The organism is Deinococcus planocerae, assembly GCF_002869765.1.
GTDB classification, from domain to species: Bacteria; Deinococcota; Deinococci; order Deinococcales; family Deinococcaceae; genus Deinococcus; species Deinococcus planocerae.
Map to the genome: position 1 here is coordinate 1 of NZ_PNOR01000058.1, position 15,551 is coordinate 15,551.

The following is a 15,551-nucleotide window of genomic DNA, read 5'->3' on the forward strand; positions in this document are numbered from 1 at the left end:
GGGTCCGTACGCCCGCCGCGCCGTCCATCGTGTCCCCGCCCGCGCCGCCGTGGACGTGGGTGTCGACGAACCCGGGGAGGATGAAGCACTCCCCCGTACCCGAGACCGCTTGCGGCATGACGCTCTCGATCCGCGCGCCGAAGGTGAGGGTGCCCGGGGTGACGCCCCCCGGGAGGACGAGGTGGCCCCGCAGGGTGTGGACAGGTCGGGTGCCGGACCCCATCCCCCCAGGGTAGAGCTTCACGCGGCCCCCGTGGTCGGGGTAAGAGGGTCCGCGCGGCGCACGCGGGCGGTCGGCGGGGGGCTCCCGGTCAGTCCTCGTCCGCGACCGGCGCCAGGGTCTCGCCGATGACCTCCAGCAGGAGCCGCACGAGGTCGGGGTCGAACTCCCCGCCCGAGCGGGCTTGAAGCTCGGCGAGGGCCTCCTCGGGGTCCCAGGGGAGGTCGTGGAGACGGGGGTTTGTCAGGCCGTCGTAGGCGTCGCACAGGGCGAAGAGCCTGGCTTCCAGGCTGATCTCAGTGCCCAGCTTGCCCGCCGGGTAGCCGCCGCCGTTCCAGCGCTCGTGGCGGTCGGTGATCACCGAGAGGGCCCCCGGGGGCAGGCCGCCCAGCATCTGCGCGAAGCCGTCGGCCCCCGGCGAGGCCTCCCTGGGCAGCAGGGCCCCGAGCAGGGTGACCTTGCCGATGTCGTGCAGGTACGCGCCCCAGCGCAGGGCCTGACATTGCCCCGGGGACAGGGCCAGCCGCCCGGCGAGCCGCAGCGCGAGGTCCGTCACCCGGTCGGTGTGCCCGTGCGAGTCGCCGTCCCAGGTTTCGAGCATCTGCCCCAGCGCCCGCAGCGCCGCCTCCCGCGCCCGGGTGGCCTCCGCCTCGGCGGCGAGTCGCCCTGCCAGCGCCGCCACCGTGCCCGACACCATGCTGAACAGGGCCGTTTCCTCGGCCTCCCACACGTGCGGCTGGGCCGTGCAGAGCACGAAAGCCCCCAGCAGGGGACCGTCCCCGACCCGGACGGGCGCCGCCGCCAGGCTCGCCACCCCGGGGCCCGTGCCCTCCCGCAGGTCGGCGGCGGTGCTGTCGAAGAAGAGCGGGCGCACGCTCTCCTCCAGGGCGCGCAGCAGGGGCGTGTCGGCACTCAGGCCCCCGGGCGGGTTCAGCGCCGGGGGCAACTCGCCGCAGGCCGCCTGGACCCCGTAGCCTCCCAGGGGCCCGCCGCCCCGCATGAGGAACACCGCCCCCGTGGCCGCCGTCGCGCCGACGAGGTGCTCCAGCGTCGGCAAGACGCCCGAGGCGAGGTCCGGCGCCGCCAGGGCCACCCGCGTCAGGGTCACCACCGACTGCGCCGCCGAGGTCCGGGCGTCCTGCCCAGGGGTGAGGTCCGAAATCCGGGGGGTGAAGGGCACAGTCACCCCCGCAGCATAGTCACCTGGCTCTTACATTCCTCGGACGCCCTGTCAAGCCGCCCCGCGGTAAGCCAGTCTTAATCCTCGCGTCTCCTGCGCCGCCCGGCCCCGACTTACCCTCAACCCTTGCGCAAGGCGAGGCGGGGCCGGGGCCCCATACCCTGCCGTATGGCATCCCCCATCCTCGACCTCGCGGGCCTCACGCTGGAGGTCAACCACCTGCCCCGCGGCGTCCGCTTCTACACCCAGGTCCTCGGCCTGACCCTGCTGGAGCACGGCGAGGAGCGCGGCGTCGCCCACTTCGAGGTGAACCCGGCCCAGACCCTCACCCTCTGGAAGCCGGTCACCCGGCAGGCGAACGACCCCCGCCTCGCCTCCCTGCGCGCGCGCGGCGCCTCGCACCTGCACTACGCCTGGCAGATCCGGCCCGAGGACTTGGACCGCTGCAAGGCCCTCCTCGACGAGCACGGCCTCGCCTGGACCGAGATCGACCTCGGCACCCCCGAGCGCCCCGACCCCACCGTCTATTTCTTCGACCCCTTCGGGCACGGGCTGGAGCTGCGCGGCATCGACCTCGCGGACGGGCGGCGGCCCGCTTTCCCCCCGGCCCCGGTCGTGCGCCCGCCCCACGCCCTCCCGGTGATGGGCCTGCGCGAGGTGGCCCTGGCCTTCGGCGACTACGCGGCCATGAAGGAGCGCTTGCCCCGCGCCTACGGCTTCGCCCTCGCCAAGGAGCAGCCGGACCGCGACTTCGCCCAGTTCACCCTCGGCCCGGAGCCCGAGCCCGACGGCAACGGCACCCCCCGCCGCTGGCTGTACGCCTGGGACCCCCAGGTGGGCCTCGCCGACATGTTCGGGGGTGACCACGCCCACGTGCGCTTCCACGCCGACGTGGACGCGGTGCTCGCGCTCGTGCGGGCGGAGGGGCTTCCCTACGTGCGCACGGAGGAGGGGCTGGCCGCGCGCGACCCGGAGGGACACGTCTTCGAGTTCGTGGCGCCTCCGCCGCCCAGCGAGTGAGAAAAATGCCTCAACTGTACGGAGTCCTGCGGAGTCGCGTGGGGGAGGACCGTATCGTGCGATACAGGTCCTGACCCTTCACCACCGCGCCGCCCTTTAGACGGACCTCAAGGAAACCTCTGGGCCGGGCTCGGCGGGAACACGTTAAGGTCGGCCCAATGCTCATTCCCACGCACAGGAGATCTCCCATGTCCAAAGTCCTGAAGTACGCCGCCCTGCTTCCCGCCCTCGCCCTCGGTGCCGCCTCGGTCGCGCACGCCGACCTCGCCGACATCAGGAAGCGCGGCGAGCTGCGCGTCGTGATGAGCGGCGAGTACCCGCCCTTCTCGCAGCCTGGCCCCGACGGCTCGCTGACGGGCTTCGACGTGGACGTGGCCCGGGAGATCGGGCGCCGCCTGGGCGTGCGGGTGAACGTCATCAAGGCCGAGTTCCCCTCGATCATCGCGGGGCTTCAGGCCGGGCAGTTCGACATGGCGGTCGCCTCGCAGAGCAAGACCCCCGAGCGCGAGCGGGCGGTGGACTTCCTGAGCCGTCCCTACTACTACGACGGCTTCCAGCTCTTCGTGCCCGCGAACTCGACGGCGACCAACCTGAACTCGCTGCGCGGGGCCCCGGTCGCCGTCGCGCAGGGCACGGTCTTCGAGAAGTTCCTGCGCGACCGCAAGTACCCCAACGTCGCCACCTACAGCGGCGAGCAGGAGATCTTCCTCGCGCTCGCGGCGGGCCGCGCCGGGGGCATGATCACCACCCGGACGGTGGGCAACGTCGCCATCAAGAACGGCCAGAAGATCAAGGCGGCGGGCCCGGTCCTCCAGCAGGACAACCCCTACATCACCCTGGGCAAGAACCAGCCCCAGCTCAAGACCGCCGTCGAGCGGGCCCTGAACGCCATGCGGGTGGACGGCACCCTGCGCAACATCAGCGTCAAGTACCTGGGCGCCGACGTGACCACGCCGGGCCGGTAAGCCGGACGGTACTCGCCGGGCCGCACGGAGAAACAGGCCGTGCGGCCCCCTTCTTGTTTCCAGGGGAGGCCCCGCCGTGTTCGACGTTTTGATTCCGGATCCACTTGCCCTCCAGTGGCGTGACATGCTGGCCGTCTTCACCCCCGACGTCCTGCGTGCCCTGTGGCGCGGCACCCAGATCACCCTCTCGCTGACGCTGCTCTCCAGCGTGTTCGGCCTCACCCTGGGCTTTGTCGCCGCGCTCGGGCGCATGTCGCGCCTGTGGCCGCTGCGCGCGCTCGCGGGCTTCTATATCGAGACCTTCCGCGGGACGCCCCTGCTCGTGCAGCTCTTTTTCCTGTTCTTCGCCCTGCCGCAGCTCATTCCGCAGTTCAGGATGCCCGCCTTTCAGACGGCGGTCCTTGGCCTGAGCCTGTTCGCCGGGGCTTACGCCGCCGAGATCATCCGGGGCAGCCTGAACGCCGTGGACCGGGGCCAGACGGAGGCCGCGCGCGCGCTGGGCCTGAAGCCCCTCCAGATCCTGCGCCTCGTGCTCGTCCCGCAGGCGGCCCGCACGGCGGTGCCCGCGCTCGGCAACCAGTTCATCGGGCTGCTCAAGGATTCCAGCCTCGCCAGCGTGGTGACCGTCACCGAACTCCTGCTCACCACCCGCGGCCTGGTGTCGGTCACCTTTCAGCCCTTCCCGCTCTACCTCGCGGTCGGCCTGATCTACTTCGTCCTGTCGAACGTCGCGGCCCGCGTCTTCGCGCGGCTGGAACTGCGCCTCAACCGTCCCTACCGCCTCGCCGCCCGGCGCTGAAGGGCTAGAGCACCTCCAGCGGCACGGGCCGGGTCGGCCCCGCGAACGCGCGGTCCAGAGCGGCGAGGTCCGCGTCCGTCAGCCGCAGGTCGAGCGCCGCCCGGTTCTCCCGGACGTGCGCCGCCGTCCCCGCCTTGGGAATGGTCATGACGCCCGGTTGCCGCAGCACCCACGCGAGGGCGACCTGAGCGGGCGTGGCCCCGTGTTCGCGCGCGATCCCCGCCAGGACGCGGTGGCCGAGGAGACGGCCCTGTTCGACCGGCGAGTAGGCCATCACGGGCACGCCGCGCTCCCAGCACCACGGCAGCAGGTCGTACTCGATGCCCCGGCGGGTGAGGTTGTAGAGCACCTGATTCGTGGCGACGGCCCCGCCTCCCGAAAGCGCCGCGAGTTCCCCCATGTCCGCCGTGTCGAAGTTGCTCACGCCCCAGTGTCTGATCAGTCCTGCGCGCCGCAACTCCTCGAAGGCGCCCAGCGTCTCCGCGAGCGGCGTCTGACCGCGCCAGTGCAGGAGGTAGAGGTCGAGGCGGTCGGTGCGCAACCGCCTGAGGCTGCGCTCGCACGCGCGCAAGACGCCCTGGCGGGAAGCGTTGCCGGGCAGCACCTTGCTCACCAGGAACACCTCGTCGCGCCGCCCCTGGGTGGCTTCCGCGACGAGTTCCTCGGCGGCCCCGTCCGCGTACATCTCGGCGGTGTCGATCAGGCGCAGGCCGAGGTCGAGTCCGGCCCGCAGCGCGGCGATCTCGTCCGCCCGGCGCCGGGGGTCTTCCGCCATGCGCCAGGTGCCCTGGCCGAGCACGGGCACGCGCTCGCCGGAAGGGAGGGGGAGGGTGGGGATGGTCGTCGTGCCTGTCATGGGGTCCTCCTCGCCCCATCAAGACCCGCACAGCCCCGGCGGGGATGGGAACGCTTTGCCGGGCCGTTCATGAAGCCGCAGCCGGAAGCAAAAAGCCCCCGACCTGGGGCCGGGAGCGTCGCCGTTGGGCGGAGCGGGAACGCGGCGGGGGCGCACGAGAGGCTACGGCTTAGTGGAGGAGTTGGATGACCTCAACCAGGGCTTTGATCATGCCCAGGGCGGCTGTGATGAGCAGCACCCATTCCATGATCTGCCTCGGTTGCGGCCTTTTCCCTTTTCGGCTATGCTTCTTGTGGCTCAAGGAGCACCACCTTTCCGGCCCTCACTGTGACTAGCAGCGAGGGCCTTTCCTCTGTTCGAGGAGTGGCCTCCCGGTCCCCGCTTGTCATGCAACCCGCCCTCAGGCAAAGGGAGTCTATCACGCTCCCCTGGCGCTCCTGCACGGCGTTCGTGTTCGCCAGATTGTTCTGGAGCCGTCAGCCCCTGTTCTACTTGGCGGTCGCGTCGAGGTAGGTGGCGACCCAGGCGAGGGGGGCATTCCAGTTGATGGCGACCTCGTTCATGGACGAGGTGCCTATGTCGTCGAGGTAGCAGGTCTGCGGCGCGCACCGCCCCCTCAGCAGATCGGCGGTGGGGTCGGCGGGGGAGGAGTTGGGGCCCCCTGCCAGGGCGCCGGGCGGGGGCGCCGGGTAGCGGGGGTCGCGGCTGTGGGCCCAGAAGCGGTGGTGGGGATTGACGAGGGGCCGCGCGCCGTAACCCGAGACGTACGACTTGTCGAGCGGGTTGCGGCCCAGGATGTAGTTCATGCCCTCCAGGGCGGCGTCGCGGTAGCGGACGTTCCCGGTGAGGTGGTGGGCGACCCCCAGGATCAGGCTCCGGTTGAGGACGTTGCTGTTCGAGCCCCAGGGATAGCGCTCCGAGCGGAAGGGCACCCCGTACCCCGTGCGGGTCACCTGGGCGGCGTAGGCGTCCGCCAGCGCGATCAGGTTGGCGCGGGCCGTCCTCACCGCGGAGGCGGGCAGCCCATTGGGCACGAGCGCCAGCGTGACCGCGCCCGCCGCCGTCACCTCGGGCCACGCGAGGTCGTTCTCCGGGCCGTTCTTGGTGGCCCCCAGGTACAGCGGGCTTGCCTTCAGCGCGGCGAGGAAGGTCTTGTCCCCCGTCGTGGCGTACAGCTCGGCGGCGGCCCAGTAAAACTCGTCGCGCACGTCGGTGTCGTCGTACGGGCCACCGCCCGAGAAGGTGTCGTAGGCGTAGACCTGCGGGTGGCGCCGCGCGGCCTGCCACGCCCGCCGGGCGGCCTGGAGGCAGCGCCGCGCGTAGGCGTCGTCCACGCTCCGGAAGACCCGGGCGCACTGCGCCGCGCTCGCCGCCAGGTTGAGGGTCGCCGCCGTGGAGGGCGGGTACAGGAAGCGCTGCTGGCGGTCCTCGTCGGGCCGGGAGGGAAGGCCCGTCCACCGCTCGCTGTGGACCTTGTGGTGCGCCATCCCCGAGGCGTCCACCTCGGTCAGGTTCAGGCGGTCCGGGTGGGCGCTCTGGTCGCCGAGCGGCAGGGCGAGCCACTCGCCGTCCGGCACCTGCATCCCGAGCAGGAAGTCCAGCTCCCAGCGGGCCTCGTCGAGCAGGTCGCTCACGCGGTTGGCGTTCTCGGGAATGCGCAGGCTGCCGTCGGGGAAGAACCCGGCCTTCGAGGAGCGCTTGCCCAGCTCGTACAGGTTCATCAGGGTCCAGACCGAGAGGCCGCCGTTCACCACGTACTTGCCGTGGTCGCCCGCGTCGTACCAGCCGCGGCCCGCGTTCAGCGTGTGGCGGCACCCCGGCCAGGTGTTGCCCCGCGCGTCCCGGCCCGCGAAGCAACCCGCCCGGTCCCCGCCCCGGTCGGAGGAGGGGTCGGCGTGCCCGGCGGCCCTGGCCCACTTGGGACCCCCGACGTACCGCGCCTCGATGGGGACGCCGCTGCGGTTGTGGTAAAAGTACGCGAGCGCGTCGCGCCCCAGCGGCTTGTACAGGTCGCGCGCGATGCGGAAGGGGTGGCTGCGCAGCCCGCCGACCTCCAGCACGTACCGCTCCCCGGGCCTGCGGAACGCCGAGAAGTCCGCCCGGTGGACGAACTCGCCCGACGCCGCGTCCCTCCCGAAGACCCGTGTGCGGCCCGAGGCGAGGCGGCGCCCGTCCCGGCCCAGCAGCGTCCAGGGCAGGGGCACCCCCGAGTCGTAGGCTACGGCGGCCACCTTGGGAGCCCCCGGCAGGTAGCCCACCTGATTGACACGCACGACCGCGCGGTCGGTCACGGGCGCCGCGACCGGGCCGGGCCCGTACCCCGGTCCCCGCACGACCACGTGCCCCACGCACAGCCGCGTGGCCCTCTGCCCGCCGAGCTTGAATTGCAGGGAAGCGCGCGCGTCGTTCGCCCCGGTCATCGTGAAGGCGAAACGGTAGGTCCGGCGCTCCCGGGTCACGCGGGCGACGGTCTGGTTGAAGTAGGGCGGGTAGGGGGCCTCGTTCTTTTGCAGCATGACCTTGAAGGCGGTGGGCTCGTCGGCGCGCGCGGTGAAGGAGACCGTGTAGCGCGCTTCCCGCATCAGCCCCACGCCGCTTTGCCCGAAAATCACGTCCCACTCGTTCTCGCCGGGCTTGCCGATGTCCAGGCACGCCTCGCCGCCCCCCACGCTCACACCGGGGCCCCCGGCCACCCACCAGGAAGTCTGCCCGTCCCGGAAGCCGCCGTTGCCGAGCAGGTTCCCCACCCCGATGCCGACCGGCACGGGAGCCGACAGGGCGGACCGCCCGGCGCGGTCGAACGCCTGGGCGGTATACGTGTGCTCACCGCTCAGCGCCGGGGTCGCCCGGACCGTCAGGCTGTAGGGCGCCGTCCGGTCCACGCCGACCTTGCGCCCCCGGTCGTAGAACACCACCCGCGCGATCCCGCTCGCGTCCGACGCCCGCGCCGTCAGCGTGAGACTCCCGCCGATGGGCACGCTCCCGCCGCTCGCCGTGAGCGACACCCTGGGGGGCGCGGCGTCGCCCACGGCCCCGCCCTCCTGTCCGGGCAACACCCGGCAGGAGGCGACCGTCAGGATGACGAGCACGGGGGTCGTATACCGCAGGGTGTTGTTCATGCCTCCCCCCGATTCTCATGGCTAAGCGCAACATTAATTTGTAAAGTTTTACACATTAGATTCACCTGCCGTGACTCTTCTCGGACAGAGATCTGGGGAAGACCCGGCGACAGAACCCTCCCTGAGTGGGCTTCGCCCTGGTCGGCGCCCTGGCGAGCACCGGGTCCCGGCTCCTGCCGTGCACCCTGAGCGCCGAGCGGCCCCTCACTCTGGGCTTTGGCCTCGCGCCCGCCTCGCCCATTTCCTACGTCACGGACTTGCAGGCGCCGTCAGTCCGCCGAGGACGCCTCCCCCACGCCGCGCACGACGGGCCGCAGGTAGGCGAGGAGGGCGGCGCGCACCTCCTCGCGCACGGTGGGGTCGGCCACCCCCGCCCGGCCCCCGAGCGCGTACAGGCCGTTGGCGACGTGGATGCTCATGCGCGCGACCGCCGAACGCCTCCCCGGGCTCAGCCCCGGCGCGCGGACCTCCAGCAGGGCCTCCAGCCGCCCCTGCACCTCCGCGCGCACCGTCTCGTTTTCCTGCTCCGACGTGGCCGAGGGGGTGACGAGCAGCAGCCCGAGGAGCCCCGGCGGGTCGGCGTTGAGCCGCGCGTGGACGTGGAGCACGTGGTCGATCACGTCCTCCAGCGGCTGGTCCGCCGCGTCTCGCAGCACGGCGTCGAGGGCCAGCCGCAGCCGTCCCGTCCACGTCGCCTGGAGCGAGGCGAGGATGGCCCCCTTGTCAGGGAAGAACTGGTAGAGCGAGCCCACCGACACCCCCGCTCCTTCGGCGATGTGGTTCGTCGTCGTCCCGTCGTACCCCCGCTCGGCGAAGAGTCGGGCGGCGGCCCCAAGAAGCCGGGCGACCATCTGGCGGCTGCGCTCCTGCTGCGGGGCACGCCGCGCCGGGGGGCGGGCAGTCATCCCGCCAGGATAGGCGAAAACGCGAGCCCGGAGGAAGAGGGCCCGAAAAGGTCTCCTGGCGAGCCCGTCAAGAGGGGCGTTCACGCGCCCCCACCCCTCCGCCAAACGCGAGTTGAGAACACGAGCAAAGGCTCACATACTGGGGAGACTTCCCCGCTCAATCGTCTTCTCCCCCGTGGAGGCTGTCATGACCGCGACCGTTCCAGCGCCCGCCCTCCCCGCCCCCACCTTCACGGAGGTCGGCGGCGTCCGCACACGCTTCGTCGTTCAGGGCGACGGCCCGCCCCTGCTGCTGCTGCACGGCATCGGGCGCAGCCTGGAGGACTGGTCGGCGAACGTCGCGCCCCTCGCCGCACACTTCCGCGTCTACGCCCTCGACCTGATCGGCTTCGGGTACACCGACAAGCCGGACGTGCCCTACACGCTGGGCGGACTGGCCCGTTTCGCCGCGCACTTTCTGGACGCGGTGGGGGAGACCCGGCCCGTGGTCCTGATGGGCAACTCGCTCGGCGGCGCGGTCGCCCAGCGCTTTGCCGTCGCCTACCCGGAGCGCACGCGGGCCCTGGTGCTGGTGAACAGCGCGGGCTTCGGGCGCGAGGTCGCCGCCGTCTTGCGCGCGCTTTCCGTGCCGCGGCTGGGTGAATTGCTCCTCCAGCCCACCGCCCGCAACGCCCGGCAGACCGTCCGCTCGCTTTTCCACGACCCCCGCCTCGCCACCGAGGACCTCGTGGCGCAGGCCCTCGACCTCTCCCGCCAGCCGCACGCGGCCCGCGCCTTCTTGCGGGTGCTGCGCGACCTCGGTGACTGGCGCGGGGTGAAGGCCGCGTGGCGCGAGGAGTTGCAGGGGCGCCTCGCCCGGCAGGGGGTCCCCACCCTGATCCTCTGGGGCGACCGCGACGTGATCCTGCCCGCCCGGCTGCTGGAGGCGGCGCGCAAGTCTCACCCCCACGCGCGCACCCACCTCTTTCAGGACACCGGACACGTCCCCCAACTGGAGCGGGCGGAGACCTTCAACCGCCTCGTTCTCGGCTTCTTGCAGGAGGTTCCAGCGTGAGCACCCACCATCAGGTCGCCATCGTCGGCAGCGGCTTCGCGGGCCTGGGCATGGCCGTCCATCTTCAGCGCCGGGGCATCGAGGACTACGTGATCTTCGAGCGGGCGGGGGAGGTCGGCGGCACCTGGCGCGACAACACCTACCCCGGCTGCGCCTGTGACGTCAAGAGCGACCTCTATTCCTTCTCCTTCGCCCCCAACCCCGACTGGAACCACCGCTACGCCCGCCAGCCCGAGATCCTGGGCTACCTGCGCCGGGTCGCGGACGACTTCGGCGTGCGGCCCCACATCCGCTTCGGGCACGAACTGGAGCGCGCCGAGTGGGACGACGGCGAGGGGCTGTGGCGCATCCGCACGAGTGGGGGAGAGTACACCGCCCGCGTGCTGATCTCCGGGCACGGCCCCCTCGTCGAGCCGAAGTGGCCGGTCATTCCGGGGTTGGAGTCTTTTGCGGGCCCGCGCTTCCACTCCGCCCAGTGGGATCACTCCGTGGACCTCAGCGGCCAGCGCGTCGCCGTGATCGGCACGGGCGCGTCGGCCATCCAGTTCATCCCCGAGCTTCAGAAGGTGGTCGGGAAACTCACCGTCTTCCAACGCTCGGCCCCCTGGGTGATGCCCCGGATGGACACCGAGACGAGCGAGCGCCGCCGCGACCTCTTCCGCCGTTACCCCGGCCTCCAGCGCCTCTCGCGGCAGTGGATCTTCGGGGTCGCCGAGGCCCGGTTCCTGACCTTCACGAACGAGCGGGTGAGGAAGCTCGCGGAGGAGGCCGCCCACAAGCACCTGGAGGCGCAGGTCCCCGACCCCGCCCTGCGGGCCAAGCTCACCCCGAACTACCGCCTGGGCTGCAAGCGCATCCTCGTCTCCGACGACTATTACCCGGCGATGGCGAAACCCAACGTTGAACTCGTGACGGAGGCGGTCACGGAGGTCAAGGGGTCCAAGATCGTCACGGCGGACGGACAGGAGCGCGAGTTCGACGTGCTGATCGGCGGCACGGGCTTCGAGTCGACGCGGCCCTCCATCGCGCGGCGCCTCTCCGGGCGGGGCGGCAGGTCCCTCGCCGAGGTCTGGGACCCGCACATGGAGGCGCTGCACGGGACGGCGGTGGCGGGCTTTCCCAACCTGTTCCTGATCATCGGGCCGAACACCGGGCTCGGGCACAACAGCATGGTCTACATGATGGAGGCGCAGATCGACTACATCGTGGCGGCGCTGGAGCACCTGGGGCGCGAACACCTCCTCGCCCTCGAACCCCGGCCCGAGGCGCAGGCCGAGTACAGCGAGGGGTTGCAGGGCAAGCTGCGGGACTCGGTGTGGAACGTGGGCGGCTGCACGAGCTGGTACATCGACGCCACGGGGCGCAATTCCTCCCTGTGGCCCGAGCGGGCGGCGCGCTTCCGGCAGACGCTGCGGCGCTTCGACCCCTCGCTCTACCGCGCGTGGCTCAGCCCCCGCCCCCTGCCGCCCCTCTCCGCCCCCGTGGCCCGGAGCGCCTGAGCGTGCGGCCCTACGACTACGCGGGCGGCACGGCGGTCCTGACGGGCGCGGCGAGCGGGATCGGGCGGGCGCTGGCCCAGGGGCTCGCCTCGCGCGGCAGCCACCTCGCCCTGATCGACCGCGACGAGGAGGGGCTGCGGACCCTCGTCGCCCGGCTGCGTCCCCAGAACCCCGACCTCAAGATCACCGCCCACGGGTTCGACCTGAGCCGTATTCAGGACATCCCCGCCCTCGCGGACGACGTGCTGCGCGGGCACGGGGGCCTGACCCTCCTCGTCAACAACGCGGGCGTGGCGCTCGGCGGCAGCTTCGAGCAACTGACCCTCGACGAATTCGAGTGGGTCATGACGATCAACTTCCGGGCGGTCGTGGCGACCACGAAGGCGTTCCTGCCCGCGCTGATCGCCACCCCCGACTCGCACGTGGTCAACGTCTCCAGCCTCTTCGGCCTTGTCGGCCCGGCGGGGCAGAGCGCGTACTCGTCGAGCAAGTACGCGGTGCGCGGCTTTTCCGAGGTGCTGCGTCACGAACTGCGCCCGCGCGGGGTGGGCGTGACGACCGTCCACCCGGGCGGCATCAGGACGAACATCGCCCGCAACGCCCGGGTGGGGGCGGGGGTCGGCCCCGCCGAGACGCAGGCGGGCCAGCGCGAGTTCGAGCGCCTGCTGCGGATGGACCCGGCCCGGGCGGCGAAGGTCATCCTGGCGGGCGTGGCGCACCGGGAACCCCGGGTGCTCGTGGGGTCCGACGCCGCCGTGCTCGACCTGCTCGCGCGGCTCCTGCCGGGGTCGTACGGGCGGGTGCTGGACCTGATCCAGGCGCGGGCGGGGCGCTCCTAGGGGGGAGGGGAAGCTCAGCCGCCTAATTCGCCTAATTGCCCCCTGTGGCACCCTGGGGGTGTATGTCGTCCCCGGCGAGCATCCGGTACGTGCCCCTGGCGGGGTACGGCAAGCCGCCCGTCGTGATCATGCCGATCCTCAACCGGACGACGGGCCCGGAGGAGACCTTCCGGCCCCACCGCCACGACTTCCAGGAGGTGATCTGGATTCACTCGGGCGCGGGGACGCACACCATCGACGGGCGGGAGGGCGAGTTGCGCGGGCCGTGCGTGTCCCTGATCGCGCGGGGGCAGGTCCACGCCTTCCGGGAGATGCGGGGGCTCAACGGGTACGCCGTGTCCTTTACCGAGGACCTGCTGGGCGGCACCCCCACCGGGCGGACGAACCGGCTGCTCTTCAACTACTCGCCGGGCGACCGGACCTTCCCCGTCCCCCCCGAGGTGCAGCTCGCCGCCGAGGGGGTCCTCGACCTCACCGAGCGGGAGTACGCGCGGGCGCAGGAGACCGGGGACCTGACCCTGCTGCGGCCCCTGATGGAGGCGCTGCTCGTCCTGGTGCGCCGCGCGGTCTTCGCCGGGCTGGGCGTCGGCGAGAACGCGGAGGTCGGCCTCGTCGGGCGCTTCCTCGACCTGTTGGAGCACGACTTCGCCCGCCACCACGACGTGGCCCACTACGCGGGGCGGCTGAACGTCTCCGCCAAGCACCTCTCGCGCGCCACGAACGCGGGCCTGGGCAAGAGCGCCAAGGGCCTGATCCAGGACCGGGTGATCCTGGAGGCCCGGCGGCTCCTGAGTTTCACCGACCTCAGCGTGAAGGAGGTGACCGCCGAGGTGGGTTTTGCCGACCCCTTCACCTTCAGCCGGGCCTTCAAGGGGGCGGTCGGCGCCTCGCCCCAGGATTTCCGCGACGTCTGGAAGAAATGACATGCCCCCGTCCGCTTTCGCCATGGTGCCCCGGGGAGCCGCCCGGTACGTTGACGTTGAGCGACCCTGGTCTCCCCCCGGGCCGCCGAGGTCACCCATGCCCGACTCCCTCCACGCCTCCCGACTCCACCCCGACCTCACCCTGGGTCACGTCGAGCTGACGGTGGGGCACCTCGCGCGCAGCCTCGCCTTTTACCGGGAGGCGCTGGGTCTGACGGTCCTCGCCGCCGGGGAGGGCGCGGCGCGGTTGGGGGTGGAGGGCAAGGCGCTCCTCGCCCTGCGCGAGCGCCCGGGGGCCCCGCCCGCGCCCCCCTCCAGCCCTGGCCTGGACCACTTCGCCCTCCTCGTGCCCACCCGCGCCGAGCTGGCCCGACTCGTGCGGCACATAGGCGGGATGGGGCTGCGGCTGGGGCAGAGCGATCACCTCGTCAGCGAGGCCTTCTACCTGGCGGATCCCGACGGCCACGGCATCGAGGTCTACCGCGACCGCCCGCGCGACGGGTGGCGCTGGGTGGGCGGCGAGGTGCGCATGGGCGGCGAGCCCGTCGACGTCCCCGGCCTGCTGCGCGAGGCCGGACCCCCCGCCCCGTGGACCGGGCTGTCCGGCGGCACGGTGATGGGGCACGTCCACCTGCGCGTCGCCGACCTCGACGCCGCCGAGGCCTTTTACGCCGACACGCTGGGCTTCGACGTGGTGAGCCGCTGGCCGGGGGCGCTGTTCGTCTCGGTGGGCGGCTACCACCACCACCTCGGCCTGAACACCTGGCAGAGCCTCGGCGGGGAGGCGGCCCCGGCGGGCAGCGCCCGGCTGGAGCGCGTCTGGGTCCACCTCCCGGACGCGGGGGCGCTGGGCGACGTGGCCGAGCGGCTGCGACTCGGCGGCGCCCCCTTCACACAACCTTCGCAACGGGCCGGCACCCTGGAGGTGGACGACCCCTTCGGCACCCGGCTCGCCTTGACCGTCTGACCTTCCTCTCCCCACAGGAGCCCACCATGAACAGGACTGCCCAACGCCTTTTCACCCTCGCCGCCCTTTCCCTGCCCGTCGCCGTCGCCGCACCCGTGAAGTTCGAGGTGGCGACCTCCTCCGGGAACGTCAACGTCGTGACCGTCGAGAGCGAGACGGCGGTCGAGAACTTCACGGGCCGCACGAGCAAGGTGCGGGGCACGCTGACCTTCGACCCCCAGGCGAAGGCGGGCGGCGGCACCGTCATCATCGACGGGGCGAGCATCGACACCGGCATCGCCGCGCGCAACGGGCACATGCGCGGGGCCCAGTGGCTCAACTTCGACCAGCGGCCCGACGTGAAATTCACGGCGACGCGGGTGAGCTCCCTGGGCGGCGACCGCTACCGCGTCGTGGGCACCCTCACCATGAACGGGGTGACCCGCCCCCTGACGACCGAGGCGACCGTGCGCTACACCCCCGCCAACGACACCACGAAGGCGGCGGGCCTGAAGGGCAACGTGCTCGCGGTGAGCACGCGCTTCAACATCAAGCTCAGCGACTTCGGGGTCAAGCACCGCCAGATCGACGCGGGCCGCGTGAGCAACGACCTCGCCCTCGCGGTGCAGTTCGTCGCCAGCGATCAGTAGGGCGCCCGTGCGTCTGGTCCGGTCCTCACGCCTGCCCCTGCTGCGCCGGGTGGCGGGGCTGCTCGCCCTGCTCTCGCTCGTGGCGCTGCTCCTGAGTTTCGCCGTGAGCGCCTTTCTCACCCGGGACGTGGCACTCGTGCAGCGGGTCGAGCCCAATGCCGCCGCGTCCCTCTTCGGCGACGCGGACAGCCCCGGCACGCCTATCGGCTCGCCCCAGCTCCTGATCGTGCGCGACCCGGCGGCCTTCCTCCCCGGCGAGGGCGAGGGCGGCGTCCGCTTCGTGAGCGAGCCGTACCTGCGCGAGCGCGGCCTCTACCCCCTCCAGGTCAAGACGGTCGAGCTGGTGCGCAACCTCGTGGCGCTGGGGTCGGGCCTCGCCGCGCTCGTCTTCGGCGGCCTGTGGCTGTGGGCGCGGAGCCGGACGGGGTAGGCGGCCAATCCCGGAACAGAGGAGGGGGGCCTGCGCGGGTGGCGGGCCCCTCCTCCGTTCGGTGGCCTCACCCCGGTGTGAGGCTGCGGGCTCCCCGGCCCAAGCGCGGAGGCGCGCCCCCTCCTCACGGGCCCCTTTGCAGCCCC

The 15,551-nt window shown here is 72.2% G+C and carries 14 protein-coding genes and 1 pseudogene; 10 read left to right on the plus strand and 5 right to left on the minus strand.

Features of this window, described 5'->3' with window-relative positions:
* Positions 1 to 223, minus strand: a pseudogene (locus A7B18_RS19895) (N-acetylglucosamine-6-phosphate deacetylase); the annotation flags it as partial.
* A gap of 88 nt (positions 224 to 311) precedes the next feature.
* Positions 312 to 1,406, minus strand: coding sequence for an HD-GYP domain-containing protein (locus tag A7B18_RS19900; RefSeq protein WP_146009616.1), 1,095 nt, complete (start codon positions 1,404 to 1,406; stop codon positions 312 to 314).
* A 162-nt stretch (positions 1,407 to 1,568) separates the two neighbouring features.
* Between A7B18_RS19900 and A7B18_RS19905 the strand changes: the two genes are divergently transcribed.
* The 3 genes from A7B18_RS19905 to A7B18_RS19915 all read left to right on the plus strand — a co-directional run bounded on the left by A7B18_RS19905 (position 1,569) and on the right by A7B18_RS19915 (position 4,184).
* Positions 1,569 to 2,420 carry a VOC family protein gene (locus A7B18_RS19905; RefSeq protein WP_102128424.1) on the plus strand — a complete coding sequence of 284 codons (852 nt, stop codon included), beginning with the start codon at positions 1,569 to 1,571 and terminating at the stop codon, positions 2,418 to 2,420.
* A 188-nt stretch (positions 2,421 to 2,608) separates the two neighbouring features.
* A complete protein-coding gene (locus A7B18_RS19910) occupies positions 2,609 to 3,385 on the plus strand; it encodes a transporter substrate-binding domain-containing protein (RefSeq protein ID WP_180970269.1) in 777 nt (258 codons plus the stop codon).
* A 76-nt stretch (positions 3,386 to 3,461) separates the two neighbouring features.
* Positions 3,462 to 4,184 carry an amino acid ABC transporter permease gene (locus A7B18_RS19915; protein WP_102128426.1) on the plus strand — a complete coding sequence of 241 codons (723 nt, stop codon included), beginning with the start codon at positions 3,462 to 3,464 and terminating at the stop codon, positions 4,182 to 4,184.
* Between the two features lie 4 nt (positions 4,185 to 4,188).
* Here the strand turns inward: A7B18_RS19915 and A7B18_RS19920 are convergent, their stop codons facing one another.
* The 3 genes from A7B18_RS19920 to A7B18_RS19930 form a co-directional block, all read right to left on the minus strand.
* Positions 4,189 to 5,040 (minus strand): aldo/keto reductase, encoded by an 852-nt coding sequence (locus A7B18_RS19920; RefSeq protein WP_102128427.1) that lies wholly within the window; start codon positions 5,038 to 5,040, stop codon positions 4,189 to 4,191.
* A 488-nt stretch (positions 5,041 to 5,528) separates the two neighbouring features.
* Positions 5,529 to 8,159 (minus strand): glycoside hydrolase family 9 protein, encoded by a 2,631-nt coding sequence (locus A7B18_RS19925; RefSeq protein WP_180970270.1) that lies wholly within the window; start codon positions 8,157 to 8,159, stop codon positions 5,529 to 5,531.
* A 269-nt stretch (positions 8,160 to 8,428) separates the two neighbouring features.
* Positions 8,429 to 9,064, minus strand: coding sequence for a TetR/AcrR family transcriptional regulator (locus tag A7B18_RS19930; RefSeq protein WP_102128428.1), 636 nt, complete (start codon positions 9,062 to 9,064; stop codon positions 8,429 to 8,431).
* A gap of 187 nt (positions 9,065 to 9,251) precedes the next feature.
* On the opposite strand from A7B18_RS19930, the gene A7B18_RS19935 reads away from it, so the two are divergent.
* The 7 genes from A7B18_RS19935 to A7B18_RS19965 all read left to right on the plus strand — a co-directional run bounded on the left by A7B18_RS19935 (position 9,252) and on the right by A7B18_RS19965 (position 15,405).
* Positions 9,252 to 10,118 (plus strand): alpha/beta fold hydrolase, encoded by an 867-nt coding sequence (locus tag A7B18_RS19935; RefSeq protein ID WP_102128429.1) that lies wholly within the window; start codon positions 9,252 to 9,254, stop codon positions 10,116 to 10,118.
* Complete coding sequence (locus A7B18_RS19940) at positions 10,115 to 11,617, plus strand: flavin-containing monooxygenase (RefSeq protein WP_102128430.1); 1,503 nt, start codon at positions 10,115 to 10,117, stop codon at positions 11,615 to 11,617. Before A7B18_RS19935 ends, A7B18_RS19940 begins: the two co-directional genes overlap by 4 nt.
* 2 nt (positions 11,618 to 11,619) lie before the next feature.
* Positions 11,620 to 12,456, plus strand: a complete 837-nt coding sequence (locus tag A7B18_RS19945) for an SDR family NAD(P)-dependent oxidoreductase (RefSeq protein WP_102128431.1) — start codon at positions 11,620 to 11,622, stop codon at positions 12,454 to 12,456.
* A 62-nt stretch (positions 12,457 to 12,518) separates the two neighbouring features.
* Positions 12,519 to 13,379, plus strand: a complete 861-nt coding sequence (locus A7B18_RS19950) for a helix-turn-helix domain-containing protein (RefSeq protein WP_102128432.1) — start codon at positions 12,519 to 12,521, stop codon at positions 13,377 to 13,379.
* Between the two features lie 97 nt (positions 13,380 to 13,476).
* On the plus strand, positions 13,477 to 14,346 hold the full coding sequence (locus A7B18_RS19955; protein ID WP_102128433.1) for a VOC family protein: 870 nt from the start codon (positions 13,477 to 13,479) through the stop codon (positions 14,344 to 14,346).
* Between the two features lie 26 nt (positions 14,347 to 14,372).
* The gene (locus A7B18_RS19960) at positions 14,373 to 14,975 is read left to right on the plus strand and encodes a YceI family protein (RefSeq protein ID WP_102128434.1); all 603 of its coding nucleotides are present in this window, start codon (positions 14,373 to 14,375) and stop codon (positions 14,973 to 14,975) included.
* 7 nt (positions 14,976 to 14,982) lie between these two features.
* Positions 14,983 to 15,405, plus strand: a complete 423-nt coding sequence (locus A7B18_RS19965) for a hypothetical protein (protein ID WP_102128435.1) — start codon at positions 14,983 to 14,985, stop codon at positions 15,403 to 15,405.
* The last annotated feature ends 146 nt before the right edge of the window (positions 15,406 to 15,551 follow it).